This window comes from Sabulicella rubraurantiaca (assembly GCF_017355885.1).
GTDB lineage: Bacteria > Pseudomonadota > Alphaproteobacteria > Acetobacterales > Acetobacteraceae > Roseococcus > Roseococcus rubraurantiacus.
Map to the genome: position 1 here is coordinate 370,441 of NZ_JAFEUU010000002.1, position 14,821 is coordinate 385,261.

Genomic DNA, 14,821 nt, shown 5'->3' on the forward strand with positions numbered 1-14,821 from the left:
AGTCCGATCAGAAGGGAATGTCGTCGTCGAGGTCGGGCTTGCCGCGGCCACCGCCGCTGCCGCCGCCGGAGTCCCAGCCACCGGAGGAGCGGCCTCCGCCGCTGCCGCCGCCGGAGGAGCGTCCGCCGCCGCCATAGCCGCCACCGCCGCCCGAGCGGCCGCCGCCGGAGAAGCCGGAGGGCTCTGCCCCCATGTCATCCCCGCCGCCGCCTTGGCCGCGCCCCCCGACGAGGGTGAGCTCGCCGCGGAAGTTCCGCAGCACGATCTCGGTGGTGTAGCGCTCCTGGCCGGACTGGTCCTGCCACTTGCGCGTCTCGAGCTGGCCTTCGAGATAGACCTCGCTGCCCTTGCGCAGATACCGCTCGGCAATCTCGCCCAGCTTCTCGTTGAAGATCGCCACCGAGTGCCATTCGGTGCGCTCCTGCTGCTGGCCCTCGCGGTCCTTGTAGCGCTCCGACGTCGCCACACGCAGGTTCACCACCTTGCCGCCATTCTGGAAGTTCCGAACCTCGGGGTCCTTCCCGAGACGACCCAGGATGATCACCTTGTTCACGCCGGCCATCGCACACACATCCTCGAAACCAAGGGGCTTTCCTTAGCGGAAAACCCCTTTCACACCCACCCCATATGGTGCTTGAAGGGCAAGAACGCAATGCGAACATTGTCCCTTTTTGGAGCTGTGCCCCCATGCCCCGCGATGCCGCCGAACTCGCCTCCACCGCCGGGCTGATCCGGATCCGGGGGGCCCGGCAGCACAACCTGAAGTCCGTGGATCTGGACCTGCCGCGGGGCAAGCTGGTGGTCCTGACCGGACTGTCAGGGTCGGGCAAATCCTCCCTCGCCTTCGACACCATCTATGCCGAGGGGCAGCGGCGCTACGTGGAGAGCCTGTCGGCCTATGCGCGGCAGTTCCTCCAGCTGATGCAGAAGCCGGACGTGGACAGCATCGAGGGCCTGTCCCCGGCGATCTCCATCGAGCAGAAGACCACCTCGCACAATCCCCGCTCCACCGTTGGCACGGTGACGGAGATCCATGACTACATGCGCCTGCTCTGGGCGCGGGTGGGCGTGCCCTATTCCCCGGCGACCGGCCTTCCCATCGAGGCGCAAAGCGTGTCCCAGATGGTGGACCGCGTGCTGGCCATGCCGGAGGGGACGCGGCTCCTGATCCTGGCGCCGGTGATCCGGGGCAAGAAAGGCGAGTATCGCAAGGAACTGGCCGAGTATCAGCGCCGCGGCTTCGAGCGGGTGAAGATCAACGGCGCGCTGCACCGGATCGAGGAGGCGCCGAAGCTCGACAAGAAGCTGAAGCATGACATCGAGGTGGTGGTGGACCGCGTGGTGGTGCGGCCCGATCTGGGCCAGCGCCTCGCCGACAGCTTCGAGACGGCGCTCGGCCTCGCGGACGGCATCGCCTATGCGGAGAATGCTGATAGCGGCGAGCGCACGGTGTTCAGCCAGAAATTCGCCTGCCCGGAGAGCGGGTTCAGTATCGAGGAGATCGAGCCGCGCCTCTTCTCCTTCAACTCGCCGCAGGGCGCCTGCCCGGAATGCGACGGGCTGGGCGTCGAAAGCTTCTTCGACCCGGCGCTGGTGGTTCCCCAAGAGGGGCTGTCGCTGAAGGAGGGCGCCATCGCCCCCTGGGCCGGCAACGCGTCGAGCGCCTATTACGACCAGACCCTCGCCTCGCTCGCCAAGCACCTGAAGATCAGCGCCGAGGCGCCGTGGGAGGAGCTGCCGGAGGCGGCGCGGAACGCGATCCTGCACGGCACCGGCTCCACCCCCGTCACGCTGCGCTACAAGGACGGGCTGCGCGCCTATGAGGTGGAGAAGCCCTTCGAGGGCGTGATCCGCAACCTCCAGCGCCGCTTCCGCGAATCCGACAATCCCTGGGTGCGCGAGGATCTTTCGCGCTACCAGGCGGAAAAACCCTGCCATGTCTGCGAGGGCTTCCGGCTGAAGCCGCAGGCGCTCGCGGTGAAGGTGGCGGGCAGCCACATCGGCGAGGCCAGCGCCCTGTCCATCCGGCGCGCGCGCGAATGGTTCGCCTCGGTCAACGACACGCTGACGCCGCAGCGCCAGGAGATCGCGCGCCGCATCCTGCGCGAGATCGAGGAGCGGCTGCAGTTCCTGGTGGATGTGGGGCTGGACTACCTGTCCCTCGCCCGCTCCTCGGCTACGTTGTCGGGCGGGGAGAGCCAGCGCATCCGGCTGGCCTCGCAGATCGGCTCCGGCCTCACGGGCGTGCTCTACGTGCTGGACGAGCCCTCCATCGGGCTGCACCAGCGCGACAATGAGCGCCTGCTGGGCACGCTGCGCCGCCTGCGCGACCTGGGCAACACGGTGCTGGTCGTGGAGCACGACGAGGATGCGATCCGCACCGCCGACTGGCTGGTGGATATTGGCCCCGGCGCCGGGGCGCATGGCGGCACGGTGGTGAGCCAGGGCACGCCCGACACGGTGACGCGCGACACGAAGTCGCTCACCGGCGACTACCTGGCCGGGCGGCGCGAGATCCCGATGCCGCAGTCGCGGCGCAAGCCGGACATGAAGCGGGCCATCCGCGTCGTCGGCGCACGGGGCAACAACCTCAAGGACGTGACGGCGGAGTTCCCGCTGGGCACCTTCACCGCCGTGGCCGGCGTGTCGGGCGGCGGCAAGTCGACCCTCGTGATCGAGACCCTCTACAACGGGCTGTCGCGCCGCCTGATGGGCAGCGCCGTCGTGCCCGCGCCGCACCAGCGCATCGAGGGGCTGGAGCACGTGGACAAGGTGATCGACATCGACCAGTCGCCCATCGGCCGCACGCCGCGCTCCAACCCCGCCACCTATACGGGGCTCTTCGCGCCGATCCGCGACTGGTTCTCCGAGCTGCCGGAAAGCCGGGCGCGCGGCTACAAGTCGGGCCGCTTCTCCTTCAACGTGAAGGGCGGGCGCTGCGAGGCGTGCCAGGGCGACGGCGTCATCAAGATCGAGATGCACTTCCTGCCCGATGTCTACGTCACCTGCGACACCTGCAAGGGCAAGCGCTACAACCGCGAGACGCTGGACGTGAAGTTCCGCGGCAAGAGCATCGCCGACGTGCTGGACATGACGGTGAGCGAGGGGCGCGAGTTCTTCTCCGCCGTACCGCCCATCCACGACAAGCTGAAGACGCTGGAGGAGGTGGGGCTGGGCTACATCCACCTCGGCCAGCAGGCCACGACGCTCTCGGGCGGCGAGGCGCAGCGCATCAAGCTGGCCAAGGAACTGTCGCGCCGCGCCACCGGCCGCACCCTCTACATCCTCGACGAGCCGACGACGGGTCTGCATTTCGAGGATGTGCGCAAGCTGCTGGAGGTGCTGCACGCGCTGGTGAAGGGCGGCAACACCGTCATCGTCATCGAGCACAATCTGGAGGTCATCAAGACCGCCGATTGGGTGCTCGACCTCGGACCAGAAGGGGGCGAGGGCGGCGGGCGCATCGTGGCGCATGGCACGCCGGAGGAGGTGGCGGCGAACCCGGACAGCCACACCGGGCGGTTCCTGCGGCCGATCCTGGAACGCCACGCCCCGGTGAAGGCGAAGAAGGCGCGCGCCAAGGGGTGAGGCGCCGTCCCTTTCAGGCGCTTTCCGTGTCGTGAGGCTGGAAGGCTACGCCCTTCCCGCCCCCGGCACCCAGGTGACGTCGCGCGCGCCATCCTCGTTCAGGTGGCGCGCCAGCACGAAGAGATGGTCGGAGAGGCGGTTGAGGTAGCGGATCGCCGCTGGGTTCACCGCCTCGCGCGAGGCCAGGGCCACGACCAGACGCTCCGCCCGCCGCACCACCGTGCGGGCCAGATGGGCATGGGCGGCGCCAGGACTGCCGCCGGGCAGGACGAAGCTCCGCAGCGGCGCGAGACGCGCGTTGAGCGAGGCGATCTCTGCCTCCAGCCGCGCCGATTGCGCGTCCTGCATGCGCAGCCGCTTCTCCGCCTCCGTGCCCGGCACGCAGAGATCGGCGCCAAGGTCGAAGAGGTCGTTCTGGATGCGGGCAAGCATCGCATCCGCCTCGCCCTGCGTGTGCAGGCGCAGGAGGCCGATGGCGGCATTCGCCTCGTCCACCGTGCCGAAGCATTCGACGCGCAGCGCATCCTTGCGGACCCGCTCCCCGTCGCCCAGCGAGGTTTCGCCGGCATCGCCGCCGCGCGTGGTGATGACGTCAAGCCGAACCATGGGCGGTGCCTCTCTATTGCAGCCGGAATTGCACGCTGGTGCGCGCGAGGCTCGGGATCGGCACGCCGTCGCGCGTCGCCGGGCGGAAGCGCCAGGCCAGGGCGCCACGCTGCGCCGCCTCGTCCAGGATGCGCGAGCCGGAGGATTGCGCGACGCGCACCCCGCTGACGCGGCCATCCGGGCCGATGGACAGTTCCAGCGCGACGACGCCCGTCTCGTTCCGGAAGCGCGCCGCGTCGGGATAGGGGATGTCGCGGTTGCGGAAATTCGGGTCGAGGCCGGCCGGCACCAGCACGCCGGTGGCGCGGTTGACGCCGGCCGTGGCGGCAGGCGTCGGCGAGGCGGCAGGGGATGCCGGGCCGGCCTGTTGCTGCGGCTGCTGAGGTTGCGGCTGGGCCTGCTGCGCCGGGGTGGGGCGCGGTGGTGGCGGGCGGGTGGGCAGCGGCGGAGGTGGCGGCGCAGGGGGAGGCGGCAGCGGCAATTCCTCGGCCGGTTCCGGCTCGGGCACCGCTTCCGGCGCGGGCTCCGCCGGGGCTTCGGGCGGTGGAGGCGGCGGGGCCAGGGCGAGATCGGTGGGCACGGGCGGCGTCTGCGCCTCGGGCAAGGCGGGGGGCGGCGCCTCGGCGAGGCGCGGCGCGGGCTCGGAAGGCGGCGGGGGCGGTGGGGCCGCCATGGGCGGCGGCGCGTTGGCCATGGGTGGCGGAGGCGGCGGAGCAGCGGCGACGGGCGGGCTGGGCGGCGGGGATGGCGGCGGTGTTGCCGGCTCAGGCGCTGGAGGTGGCGGGACCGCGTCCGGCGCGGCCTCGGGCGCGGGGGCACCCTCCTCCGTCACCTGCTCCCAGACCATCTGCACCCCCTGCTCCTCGACGGGGGGTGGGAGGGAGGGGCGGATCAGAAACAGGGCGGCCCCCAGCACGACACCATGCAGCGCCAGCGAGACGGGGATGGCGACGGGGAAGCGGGGCGGACCCGGCGGAGCGTTCCCCCATCGCGGCCCCTCCGGCGTCACAGGACCACCACCCCGCTGTGCTTGGCCTTGCCCTCGGGCTCGACATGGATGGTGATGACGGCCTCGCCCAGTTCGGCCTTCAGCGCGGCCTCCACCCGGTCGGTGATCACGTGCGCCTCCGCCACCGTCATGGAGCCGGGGACGACGAGGTGGAACTCGATGAAGGTGAAGCGGCCGGCTTGGCGGGAACGGATGTCGTGCGCCTCGATGGCGCCTTCCGCGGCCTGGCCGACGGTGCTGCGGATGCGGGCGAGGGATTCGGGCGCCACCGCCTCGTCCATCAGCCCGCCCACGGATTCCCGCACGAGCCCCGCGCCGCTGGCCAGGATGTTCAGCGCGGTGAGCCCGGCCAGAAGCGGGTCGAGCCACCACAGGCCGGTCGCGGTCGCCAGCCCGATTCCGGCCAGCACGCCCGCGGAGGTGACGACATCCGACAGCAGATGCCGCGCATCGGCCTTCAGCGCTGGGGAGCGCAGCGCGGCGGCGCGGCGGAACAGATGGCGGCACCAGACCGCGTTGATCGCCGTCGCGCCCAGCGCCACGGCGACGGCGGGCCATGTCAGCTCCGGCGTGCGGGGCGTGCTGAAGGCCGACCAGACCTCCACGAGGATGACAAAGGCGGCCGCGAGGATCAGCGCCCCTTCCAGCACCGCGGAGAAATATTCCGCCTTGTGGTGGCCATAGGGGTGGTTGGCGTCGGCCGGCAGGGCGGCGAAGCGCACTGCCGCCAGGGCCGCGAAGGCGGCCGCGACGTTCACCACGCTTTCCAGCGCATCGGCGAAGAGCGCGACGCTGCCGGTGAGCCACCATGCCACGGCCTTCAGCGCCAGCACGGCGATGGCCACGGCGACGCTGCCCCAGGCGGTGTTGACGGCTCGGCTCACTCAGGAATCCCGCTGCGGTTCGGGTGCCCCTCCTAGCATTTTCAAGACAGGCGGAAACGCCTGACGGCTCGGAAAATGCGGCGAATGATCTGGCGGAAGCGGCCCCCGGCGAAATGCCGGGGGGCGCAACCCGATCAGACAGAGAAGTACTTGGCGCGAGGATGGTGCAGGACGATGGCGCTGGTGCTCTGCTCCGGATGGAGCTGCCACTCATCGGACAGGTCCACGCCGATGCGCTCGGCGCCTAGCAGCTTCAGCAACGGCGCCTGGTCCTCCAGGCGCGGGCACGCGGGGTAGCCGAAGGAGTAGCGGCCGCCGCGATAGCCCTGGCTCAGCATCTTCTCGATGTCGCGCTCATCCTCGGCCGCGAAGCCGAGTTCGGCGCGGATGCGCTTGTGAACGTACTCTGCCAGCGCCTCCGCCATCTCGACGCCGAGGCCATGCAGGTAGAGGTAGTCCTGGTAGCGGTTCTCTTCGAACCACTGCCGCGCCACCTCGCTGGCGCGCTGGCCCATGGTGACGACCTGCAGGCCGATCACGTCGCGCTCGCCATCCTCCACGTCGCGCACGAAGTCGGAGATGCACTCGCCATCCTCCTTGGGCTGGCGCGGCAGGGTGAAGCGGGCGGCTTCCGTGATGCCATCCTCCTCGAACAGGATCAGGTCGTTGCCCTGGCCGGCGCATTTCCAGTAGCCGTAGATGGCCTGCGGCTTCAGGATCTTCTCCTGCTCCGCGATGGTGAGCATGCGCTTCAGCACGGGGCGGAGCTCCTGCTTCGCCCAGCCCAGGAAATCCTCCAGCGAGCGCCCGGCCTTCCGGAAGCCCCACTGGAATTGATACAGCGAGCGCTCGTTGATGAAGGGCACCAGCGCCTTCGGATCGGCTTCCATCACCCGCGCGCCCCAGAAGGGCGGCTTTGGCACGGCGAGGTCGGCGGTCTGCCGGCGGCGGCGCGACTGGGCGTAGTTCACGTCCACCGGGGCGAAGCCGCGCGGATCGGCCTGACCCAGGACGCGCTTCTCGTTGCGCGCCTTGCCGCCGCGCTTGGCCTGCAGCGCGGCGAGGTAGTCGTCGAAGCCGTTGCCGACCACCTTGTCCATCAGGTGCAGACCGTCGAAGGCGTCGCGCGCATAGGCAACGCGGCCGCAGGCATAGGCCTTGACGCAGTCATCCTCCACGTAGTTGCGCGTCAGCGCCGCGCCGCCGAGCAGCACCGGGATCTCGATGCCCTGACGGCTCATCTCCTCCAGGTTCTCGCGCATCACGACCGTGGACTTCACGAGCAGGCCGGACATGCCGATGGCATGCGCCTTGTGCTCCTTGGCCGCGGTGACGATGTCGGCAAGCGGCACCTTGATGCCGAGATTCACCACCTTGTAGCCGTTGTTGGTGAGGATGATGTCCACGAGGTTCTTGCCGATGTCGTGAACGTCGCCCTTCACCGTGCCCAGCACGATGATGCCCTTCTCCTGCCCCTCGACCCGCTCCATGTGCGGCTCGAGGTAGGCGACGGCGGATTTCATCGTCTCGGCGGATTGCAGCACGAAGGGAAGCTGCATCTTGCCGGCGCCGAACAGCTCGCCGACCACCTTCATCCCGTCGAGCAGGATGTCGTTGATGATCTCGAGCGGCGTCAGCCCCTTGGCGAGCGCGTCGGCGAGTTCCTCGTCGAGGCCCTTGCGGTCGCCATCCACGATGCGGTCCTTGAGGCGGCCTTCCACCGTCTCCGCCTTCTTCTTGGCGGCGGCGTCGGCGGCCTTCCTTCCGGCGAACATCTCCAGCACCTTCTGGAGCGGGTCGTAGCCCTCGCGGCGGCGGTCGAAGATCAGGTCTTCCATCACCTGGACCTCCTCCGCCGGGATGGCGTGGAGCGGCTTGATCTTGCTGACGTGGACGATGGCGCCCGTCATGCCCGCCTTCACCGCGTGGTCGAGGAAGACGCTGTTCAGCACGTGGCGCGCGGCCGGGTTCAGGCCAAAGGAGATGTTTGACAGGCCGAGGATGATCTGGATGTCCGGGAACTTCTCCCGGATCATGCGGATGCCTTCCAGGGTCCACAGGCCGAGCTTGCGGTCATCCTCGTTGCCGGTGGCGATGGTGAAGGTCAGCGGGTCGATCAAGAGGTCGCTCTGCGGCAGCCCGTGCTTGTTGCAGGCGAAGTCCACCAGCCGCTCGGCGATGCGGAGCTTGTCCTCGGCAGTCTTCGCCATGCCCACCTCGTCGATGGTGAGCGCGATGACGGCGGCGCCGAACTTCTTGGCGAGGATCATGCGGTCGCGCGCCGCGTCCTCGCCATCCTCGAAGTTGATCGAGTTGATGATGGGCTTGCCGCCATGGCGCTTCAGCGCCGCCGCGATCACCGGCGTCTCGGTGCTGTCGATCACCAGCGGCGCGTTCACGCTGGCGGTGAAGCGGGTGATGACCTCGTTCATCTCGGCCATCTCGTCGCGGCCGACGAAGGCGGTGCAGATGTCGAGGGAGTTGGAGCCCTCGCCCACCTGCTCGCGCCCGATGGCGAGGCAGCCATCCCAGTCATGCGCCGCCTGGCGCTCGCGCCACGCCTTGGAGCCGTTGGCGTTGCAGCGCTCGCCGATGGAGAAGTAGCTGTTCTCCTGCCGCAGGCTCACCGCCGAATACAGGCTTGCGACGGAGGGCACCCAGAGATGCGTGCGCTTCGCCGGCGCGGGGCGGCGCGCCTCGCCGGCGCGCTTGCGCAGCATGGCGTCCAGCGCCGCGATGTGCGGGGTGGAGGTGCCGCAGCAGCCGCCGATCAGGTTGAACCCGTCCTCGGCTACGAAGCGCTCCATCCAGGAGGCCATCTCCTCCGGAGCCAGCGGGTAGTGGGTCTTGCCGTCCACCAGCTCCGGCAGCCCGGCATTGGGCTGGACGGAGAGCAGGCCGGGCCAGTTGCGCGACAGCCAACGGATATGCTCGGCCATTTCCTGCGGGCCGGTGGCGCAGTTCAGGCCGATCAGCGGCACGTCGAGCGCATGGACCACAGCGGCGGCGGCGGCGATGTCGGGGCCGACCAGCAGCGTGCCGGTCGTCTCCACCGTCACCTGCACGAAGATGGGAAGGTCGCGCTTCGCCTCCGCCCGCGCGCGCTTCGCGGCGTTGACGGCGGCCTTGATGTAGAGCGTGTCCTGGTTGGTCTCGGTCAGCAGCGCGTCGGCACCGCCGGCGATGAGGCCGCGGCACTGGACCGTCAGCGCCTCCTCCAGCTCGTCATAGGCGATGTGGCCGAGGCTCGGCAGCTTGGTGCCGGGGCCGATATCGCCCACCACCCAGCGGTGGCGGCCATCGGCGAAGGATTCGGCGGCCTCGCGCGCGATCTCGACCGCGACCTTGTTCAGCTCGAAGGCGCGCGCCTCCAGCCCGAACTCACCCAGCGTGACGGGGGAGCCGCCGAAGGTGTTGGTGAGCACCATGTCGGCGCCCGCCTCGAAGTAGGAGTGGTGGATCTCCCGCACGATGTCGGGGCGCGACAGGCAGAGGATGTCGGTGCAGTTCTCCTGGCCCCAATAGTCCTTCTCGATGTCCAGGGTCATCTGCTGGACGCGCGCGCCCATGCCGCCGTCGCAAAGGAGGACGTGATCGCGAAGGGCTTCGAGGAGGTGCGGTCGGGACATGGTCGTTCCGTGTGTCAGGCGGCGTTGAAGGCAGGCATGCGCTCGGCCGCCCAGAGGCGGACGGCGAGTGGGCCGGGGATGTCGCGGGTGGAGGACAGGGCGCAGCGCGCAGCGCCGAACCAGCCGGCCAGTTCGGCATCGTCGAAGCCGGGCCAGCGATGGGCGAAGCGGGAGAGGAGGTCGGCGCGGCCATGCGCGGCAAGGTCGGCCACGAGCAGCACGCCGCCGGGCTTCAGGACGCGCGCCGCCTCGGCCAGGGCAGCGGCCGGGTCCTCGGCATAGTGCAGCACCATCTGCAGCGTGACCGCATCCTGCGAAGCATCGGCAATGGGCAGGCGGTACATGTCGGCCTGACGGACCGTGGCGCGGTCAGCAAGGCCGCGCTCGGAGAGGCGGGCGCGGGCCAGGGCCAGCATCTCGCGGCTGGCATCGAGGCCGAGCGCGTGGCCGGCGCGCGGTGCGGCGAGTTCCAGCAGCCGCCCCGTGCCGGTGCCGATGTCGAGCAGGGTGCCCAGGCGCGGCGGCAGGGCGTCCAGCATCGCCGCCTCCAGCGCCTCGGCATCCAGGCCGAGGGCGCGCATCTCGTCCCACTCCATCCCCTCGCTCTGGAAGGATTCGCTGGCGGCGCGGGCGCGCTCGGCGGCAATGCGGGCGGCCTGGCGGCGGTCGCTCTGCAGGAGCGGCTCTTCCTCCGGCAGGCGGACGAGGATTAGGCGCGCCACCTCCGCCCCGGCCGGAAGCTGGAAATAGACATTGGCGCCCTCGGGAATCCGTTGCAGAAGCCCGGCTTCGGCCAGCAGCTTCAGGTGGCGGGACAGGCGCGGCTGAGACTGGCCGAGGATCTGGCACATCTCCGACACGCAGAAGGCGCCGCGGGCGCAAAGGGCGAGCAGGCGCAGCCGCGTGGGTTCGGCGGCGGCGCGGAGTTGGGAAAGCAGCTCGTCCATGGCCCGTCATCGCATAAACATATCCTTATGTCCAGCAATGGATTGGAACTCCCCCTACCCTTCCCTAGCTTGGGGCGATGGCCTGGACCTTGGATACCCGCATTCCCGTCAGCTTCGGCGCACCACCGCCCGGGAGGGCGATGGCCTGGGTAGGGGACGACCCGCCGGCGGGCGCCGTCGCAGCCGCTGCGGTGGGGCCGGAGAGCCATGCGGCGGGCTGCGCCTGCTGTGGTGGGCGCAGCGCTGCGGCAGTGGCCCTGGACCGGCTGTTTGGCGACCGGGTGCGCGGAAGATGCCCGTGGTTCGACGCCGTCGCCGTCGCGCCTGGCGCGGTGGAGGCGGTGCGAGCGGCGTTGCGCGAGGATGCAGTGGCGGCGGCGCGGTTCCGGGAAGCGTAATCTCCAGGAGCATTTCAAGCGGTCTGAATTGTCCAGGGGCCCGGAGAATGCCCCAGGCTACAGGTAGAGGCTGTTGCGCACTGGCGGGGAGATCTGCGGCGCGCCTGAGCAGCAAATCCAAGTCCACCATCCGGGCAACCGCACAAAGCCGCGCTTGGCTTCCGATGGCGTGACCACCTTGCTCGCGGGCGACGCACAGCATGATGTCATCGCCCGTAAAGCCTTGTTGGTTCAGTTACGCGGGAGATTGAACATCGGCCCTTCTCGATAGGAGACGCTCAGCCATTGCACCGAAGCTGCACTGCGAGGCCTGAACGGCACTATGGACGGCTCGCAACGGGGGCCTCGTTCGTGCGGGGCGCAGAATTGCACGGTGCGGATGACGATTTGGGTTCCTTGGTCACATGGCCTAAGGGTGTTGATGCTTGCATGAGCCGCGCGATCCTCCTCGGCGACGCGCCAGGCCGCCATATGAACCTCGCTGACCGAGTTCGAGATCACCTCGATCAGTGCACGGACGTGGTCTCGGGTGCTGCCGGTGCGGTGCCGAAGCAACAGGCCGATCTGGCACCTCTCGTTGGCCTGTTGCTCGATCATCGCAGCCACACCTGCCTCCCCATCCCTCAGCTCGGTAGGGAGCGTTGCGGCTGGTGGGCTTTGAGGGTGTTGCGCCGCTGAAGTGCCGGCTGCGCAGCACATGAGCAAAGCCCCGAGGACGGATCTCATCAAAGCGGACACGTGATTGGTTTGGGTGATTGGGCAGTGGTGAACTCACGGACCAGCGCGGCGGCAAGGCGCGGTGAGAGGCTTGTGGATGGCCCCTTTGGCTCACGGGCGACTGGACGACCGACGCCGCGGTTGGATGCAGGGAAATGGGCCTACCGGCTCAGCAGCGCGTCCGGCAACCAAGTGGCCAGCGCCGGGAACACCGTCAGCAGCGCCACGGTCAGCACCAGCATCGCGAAGAAGGGCAGCGAGGCCCAGGCGATCTCCGTCTGCTCCTTGCCGGTCATGGTCTGCATGACGAAGAGGTTGAAGCCGAGCGGCGGCGAGATCTCGGCCAGTTCCACCAGCAGCACGATGAAGATGCCGAACCAGACGAGGTCGAAGCCGGCATGCTGCACCATCGGCACCACGACGCTGGTGGTCAGCACGATCATGGAGACGCCGTCCAGCGCCGTGCCAAGGATCAGGTAGACCACGGTGAGGATGGCGATGATGGCATAGGGGCCGAGCCCGGCATCGGCCACCGCCGTCGCCAGCGCCGCCGGGATGCCGGTCAGCGCCATCGCCTTGGTGAGGAAGGCGGCGCCGGCCAGGATGAACATGATCATGCAGGACAGGCGCGTCGCGCCCGCGAGGCTGTCGAGGAAGGAGCGCCAGGAGAGGGAGCCGGTCAGCGCCGCGAGGATGAGCGCGCCGAGCACGCCGAAGGCCGCCGCCTCCGTCGCCGTGGCCCAGCCCACGAGCATGGAGCCGATGACGCCGAGGATGAGCAGCCCGCAGGGGATGAGCTGGGTGGATTGACGCAGCTTCTGCGCGAGGGACAGCCGCGGCTCCGGCGGGGGCTGCTTCGACGGGTTCAGCAGCGCCCAGACCACGATGTAGAGCGAGAACAGCGCCATCACGATCAGCCCCGGGATCATCCCGGCGATGAAGACGCGCACGATGGAAACCTCAGCCGCCACGGCATAGACCACCATGATGATGGAGGGCGGGATCATGATGCCCAGCGTGCCAGAGGTGGCGAGGGAGCCAATCGCCGTTCGCTCGTCATAGCCGCGGCGCATGAGCTCCGGCAGGGCGATCTTGCTGACCGTGGCGCAGGTGGCGGCCGATGAGCCGGAGACGCTGCCGAAGATGCCGCAGGCCAGCACGTTCACGTGCAGCAAGCGACCAGGCAGCCGCCGCACCCAGGGGGCGAGGCCGTTGAACAGCTCCTCCGACAGCCGGGTACGAAACAGGATCTCGCCCATCCAGATGAACATGGGGAGGGCGGCCAGGGTCCAGCTTCCGGTGCTCTCCCAGAAGGCGGAGGCGAGGAAGAGTCCCGGCGAGGGATGCACGATCATCATCGCCACCCAGCCCGTCGCGGCCAGGGACAGGGCGATCCACAGACCGGAGGCGAGCAGGAGGCAGAGCAGCACCAGCAGCAGCAGCGCGATCTCGAGCATTCCCATGGCTCAGACCTCCGCCGAGAAGTCGCCGCGCGCGGCGCGTTCCTCGGCCGCGGCGACATAGCTGGGCTTCTGTCCCAGCAGCACGGTCACGAGTTCGTCCAGCACGGCGATGAGCAGGATGCCGGCGCCGAGCGGGATGGCCATCTTGGGGATCCAGAGCAGGAAGGGAACGGTGCCCTGCGCCACCTCCTCGATCTCGCGCGAGAACATGGCCTCGGAGAAGGTCCAGAAGGTGATGTAGGAGCAGATCAGCGCCGCCAGCACCAGCACCGCCGCCTCGGACCAGCGGCGCGCCGGGCCGAAGCGTTCGATGACGAGGCCGACGCGGATCAGCTCGCCCCGCTTGAAGGTGTGGGCCAGGGCGAAGAAGGTGGTGGCGACGCAGAGATAGGCGACGAAGTCGTCCGCGCCGGGGAATTGGCGCCCCATCCCGCGCAGCACCACCTGCGCCATCATCGACAGGAAGATGGCGAGAAGGGACAGGGCCGCGAGCACGGCGCTCGCCCGGTAGAGAATGTCGAGCGAGCGCCGCAGCACGCGTCAGCTCCGGACCGAGCGGTAGGCCTGGATGACGCGCTGCCCGTCCTCGCCCGCGCGAGTCAGCCATTCGCGCACCATCTCGTCGCTCACGCGCTTCATGGCCTCCATGACGGAGGCATTCGCGGGGGTGACGGTGACGCCGCGCTGGGCGAGGGTTGCCTCGGCTTGGTCCTTGGCCTGCTCGGCCATCTGCCAGCCGCGCGTCTCGGCGGTGGCGGCGGCGGCGCGCAGCGCCTGCTGGTCGGCCGCGGAGAGCCCTTCCAGCGCGCGGCGATTCACGAAGACCGCGTTGCGGGTGAAGGTGAAGCCGACCGGGGTGAAGTGACGCGCATAATCCCAGGCGGAGGTGTCCACGCCCGTGGCGGCGGAGGTGACCATGGAATTCACCACCCCGGTGGCGAAGGCCTGCGGGATCTCAGCCGCCTGCACCAGCGTCGGCGTGGCGCCGATCAGCGTGGCGAAGCGGTTGGTCATCACGTTGAAGGTGCGCATGCGCGTGCCGCGCAGGTTCTCCAGCGATTCGACCGGGAAGTTGGTGTAGAAGCCCGAGGGCGGCCACGGCACCATGTAGAGCAGCGACAGGCCCTGGCGCTGGAACCGCGCCTCGATGAAGGGCCGCGCCGCATCCATCAGCCGTCGCGCCTCGGCGAAGGTGGTGACGAGCTGCGGGATGCCGTCCACCTCGAAGAACGGGTCCTCATTGCCATAGGCGCTGAGCAGGATCTCGCCGAGCTGGACCTGGCCGCGCTGCGTGCCGGCCTTGATCTGCGGCATGGGCAGGAGCGAGGCGTTGCTGTGCAGCTGGACCTGCACGCGGCCGCCCGTCCCCTGCTGCACGTCCTCCAGGAAGGTGCGCACGTTGCGCGTATGGAAGTTCCCGTCCGGATAGGGAGTGGCCATCTGCCAGCGCGCCTGGGCGAAGGCCCCGGCGGAAATCGGCAGGAGCGCGGAGGCGCCCAGCAGGGAGCGGCGATTCAGCATCGGACTTGTCTCCATCAGTGGGGGATGGTCGGCGGCTCGGGGGCGGGCATCAAGGGGTC

The 14,821-nt window shown here is 69.3% G+C and carries 12 protein-coding genes; 2 read left to right on the forward strand and 10 right to left on the reverse strand.

Annotated features, from left to right (window positions below; translation table 11 throughout):
- Positions 1 to 7 precede the first annotated feature (7 nt).
- On the reverse strand, positions 8 to 562 hold the full coding sequence (ssb, locus tag JTJ31_RS05770; RefSeq protein ID WP_207537657.1) for a single-stranded DNA-binding protein: 555 nt from the start codon (positions 560 to 562) through the stop codon (positions 8 to 10).
- Between the two features lie 125 nt (positions 563 to 687).
- Here ssb and uvrA point away from each other — a divergent pair, with 125 nt between their 5' ends.
- Positions 688 to 3,588 (forward strand): excinuclease ABC subunit UvrA, encoded by a 2,901-nt coding sequence (gene uvrA, locus JTJ31_RS05775; protein WP_207537658.1) that lies wholly within the window; start codon positions 688 to 690, stop codon positions 3,586 to 3,588.
- A 45-nt stretch (positions 3,589 to 3,633) separates the two neighbouring features.
- Here the strand turns inward: uvrA and JTJ31_RS05780 are convergent, their stop codons facing one another.
- The 5 genes from JTJ31_RS05780 to JTJ31_RS05800 all read right to left on the reverse strand — a co-directional run bounded on the left by JTJ31_RS05780 (position 3,634) and on the right by JTJ31_RS05800 (position 10,663).
- Positions 3,634 to 4,194: a cob(I)yrinic acid a,c-diamide adenosyltransferase gene (locus JTJ31_RS05780; RefSeq protein ID WP_207537659.1), complete on the reverse strand. Its 561-nt coding sequence runs from the start codon at positions 4,192 to 4,194 to the stop codon at positions 3,634 to 3,636.
- A 13-nt stretch (positions 4,195 to 4,207) separates the two neighbouring features.
- Positions 4,208 to 5,203 carry an energy transducer TonB gene (locus JTJ31_RS05785; RefSeq protein WP_207537660.1) on the reverse strand — a complete coding sequence of 332 codons (996 nt, stop codon included), beginning with the start codon at positions 5,201 to 5,203 and terminating at the stop codon, positions 4,208 to 4,210.
- On the reverse strand, positions 5,200 to 6,087 hold the full coding sequence (locus tag JTJ31_RS05790; RefSeq protein ID WP_207537661.1) for a cation diffusion facilitator family transporter: 888 nt from the start codon (positions 6,085 to 6,087) through the stop codon (positions 5,200 to 5,202). The genes JTJ31_RS05785 and JTJ31_RS05790 overlap by 4 nt, the downstream gene beginning before the upstream one ends.
- Positions 6,088 to 6,221: 134 nt before the next feature.
- Positions 6,222 to 9,716 carry a methionine synthase gene (gene metH, locus JTJ31_RS05795; RefSeq protein WP_207537662.1) on the reverse strand — a complete coding sequence of 1,165 codons (3,495 nt, stop codon included), beginning with the start codon at positions 9,714 to 9,716 and terminating at the stop codon, positions 6,222 to 6,224.
- 14 nt (positions 9,717 to 9,730) lie between these two features.
- Positions 9,731 to 10,663, reverse strand: a complete 933-nt coding sequence (locus tag JTJ31_RS05800; protein ID WP_207537663.1) for an ArsR/SmtB family transcription factor — start codon at positions 10,661 to 10,663, stop codon at positions 9,731 to 9,733.
- A gap of 140 nt (positions 10,664 to 10,803) precedes the next feature.
- On the opposite strand from JTJ31_RS05800, the gene JTJ31_RS05805 reads away from it, so the two are divergent.
- Positions 10,804 to 11,061, forward strand: a complete 258-nt coding sequence (locus JTJ31_RS05805) for a hypothetical protein (protein ID WP_207537664.1) — start codon at positions 10,804 to 10,806, stop codon at positions 11,059 to 11,061.
- 231 nt (positions 11,062 to 11,292) lie between these two features.
- Here the strand turns inward: JTJ31_RS05805 and JTJ31_RS05810 are convergent, their stop codons facing one another.
- The 4 genes from JTJ31_RS05810 to JTJ31_RS05825 all read right to left on the reverse strand — a co-directional run bounded on the left by JTJ31_RS05810 (position 11,293) and on the right by JTJ31_RS05825 (position 14,762).
- Positions 11,293 to 11,667 (reverse strand): hypothetical protein, encoded by a 375-nt coding sequence (locus JTJ31_RS05810; protein ID WP_207537665.1) that lies wholly within the window; start codon positions 11,665 to 11,667, stop codon positions 11,293 to 11,295.
- A 272-nt stretch (positions 11,668 to 11,939) separates the two neighbouring features.
- A complete protein-coding gene (locus JTJ31_RS05815; protein WP_207537666.1) occupies positions 11,940 to 13,241 on the reverse strand; it encodes a TRAP transporter large permease in 1,302 nt (433 codons plus the stop codon).
- Positions 13,242 to 13,244: 3 nt separating this feature from the next.
- Positions 13,245 to 13,778, reverse strand: a complete 534-nt coding sequence (locus JTJ31_RS05820; RefSeq protein WP_207537667.1) for a TRAP transporter small permease — start codon at positions 13,776 to 13,778, stop codon at positions 13,245 to 13,247.
- A gap of 3 nt (positions 13,779 to 13,781) precedes the next feature.
- Positions 13,782 to 14,762, reverse strand: coding sequence for a TRAP transporter substrate-binding protein (locus JTJ31_RS05825; protein WP_236019901.1), 981 nt, complete (start codon positions 14,760 to 14,762; stop codon positions 13,782 to 13,784).
- Between the last annotated feature and the right edge of the window lie 59 nt (positions 14,763 to 14,821).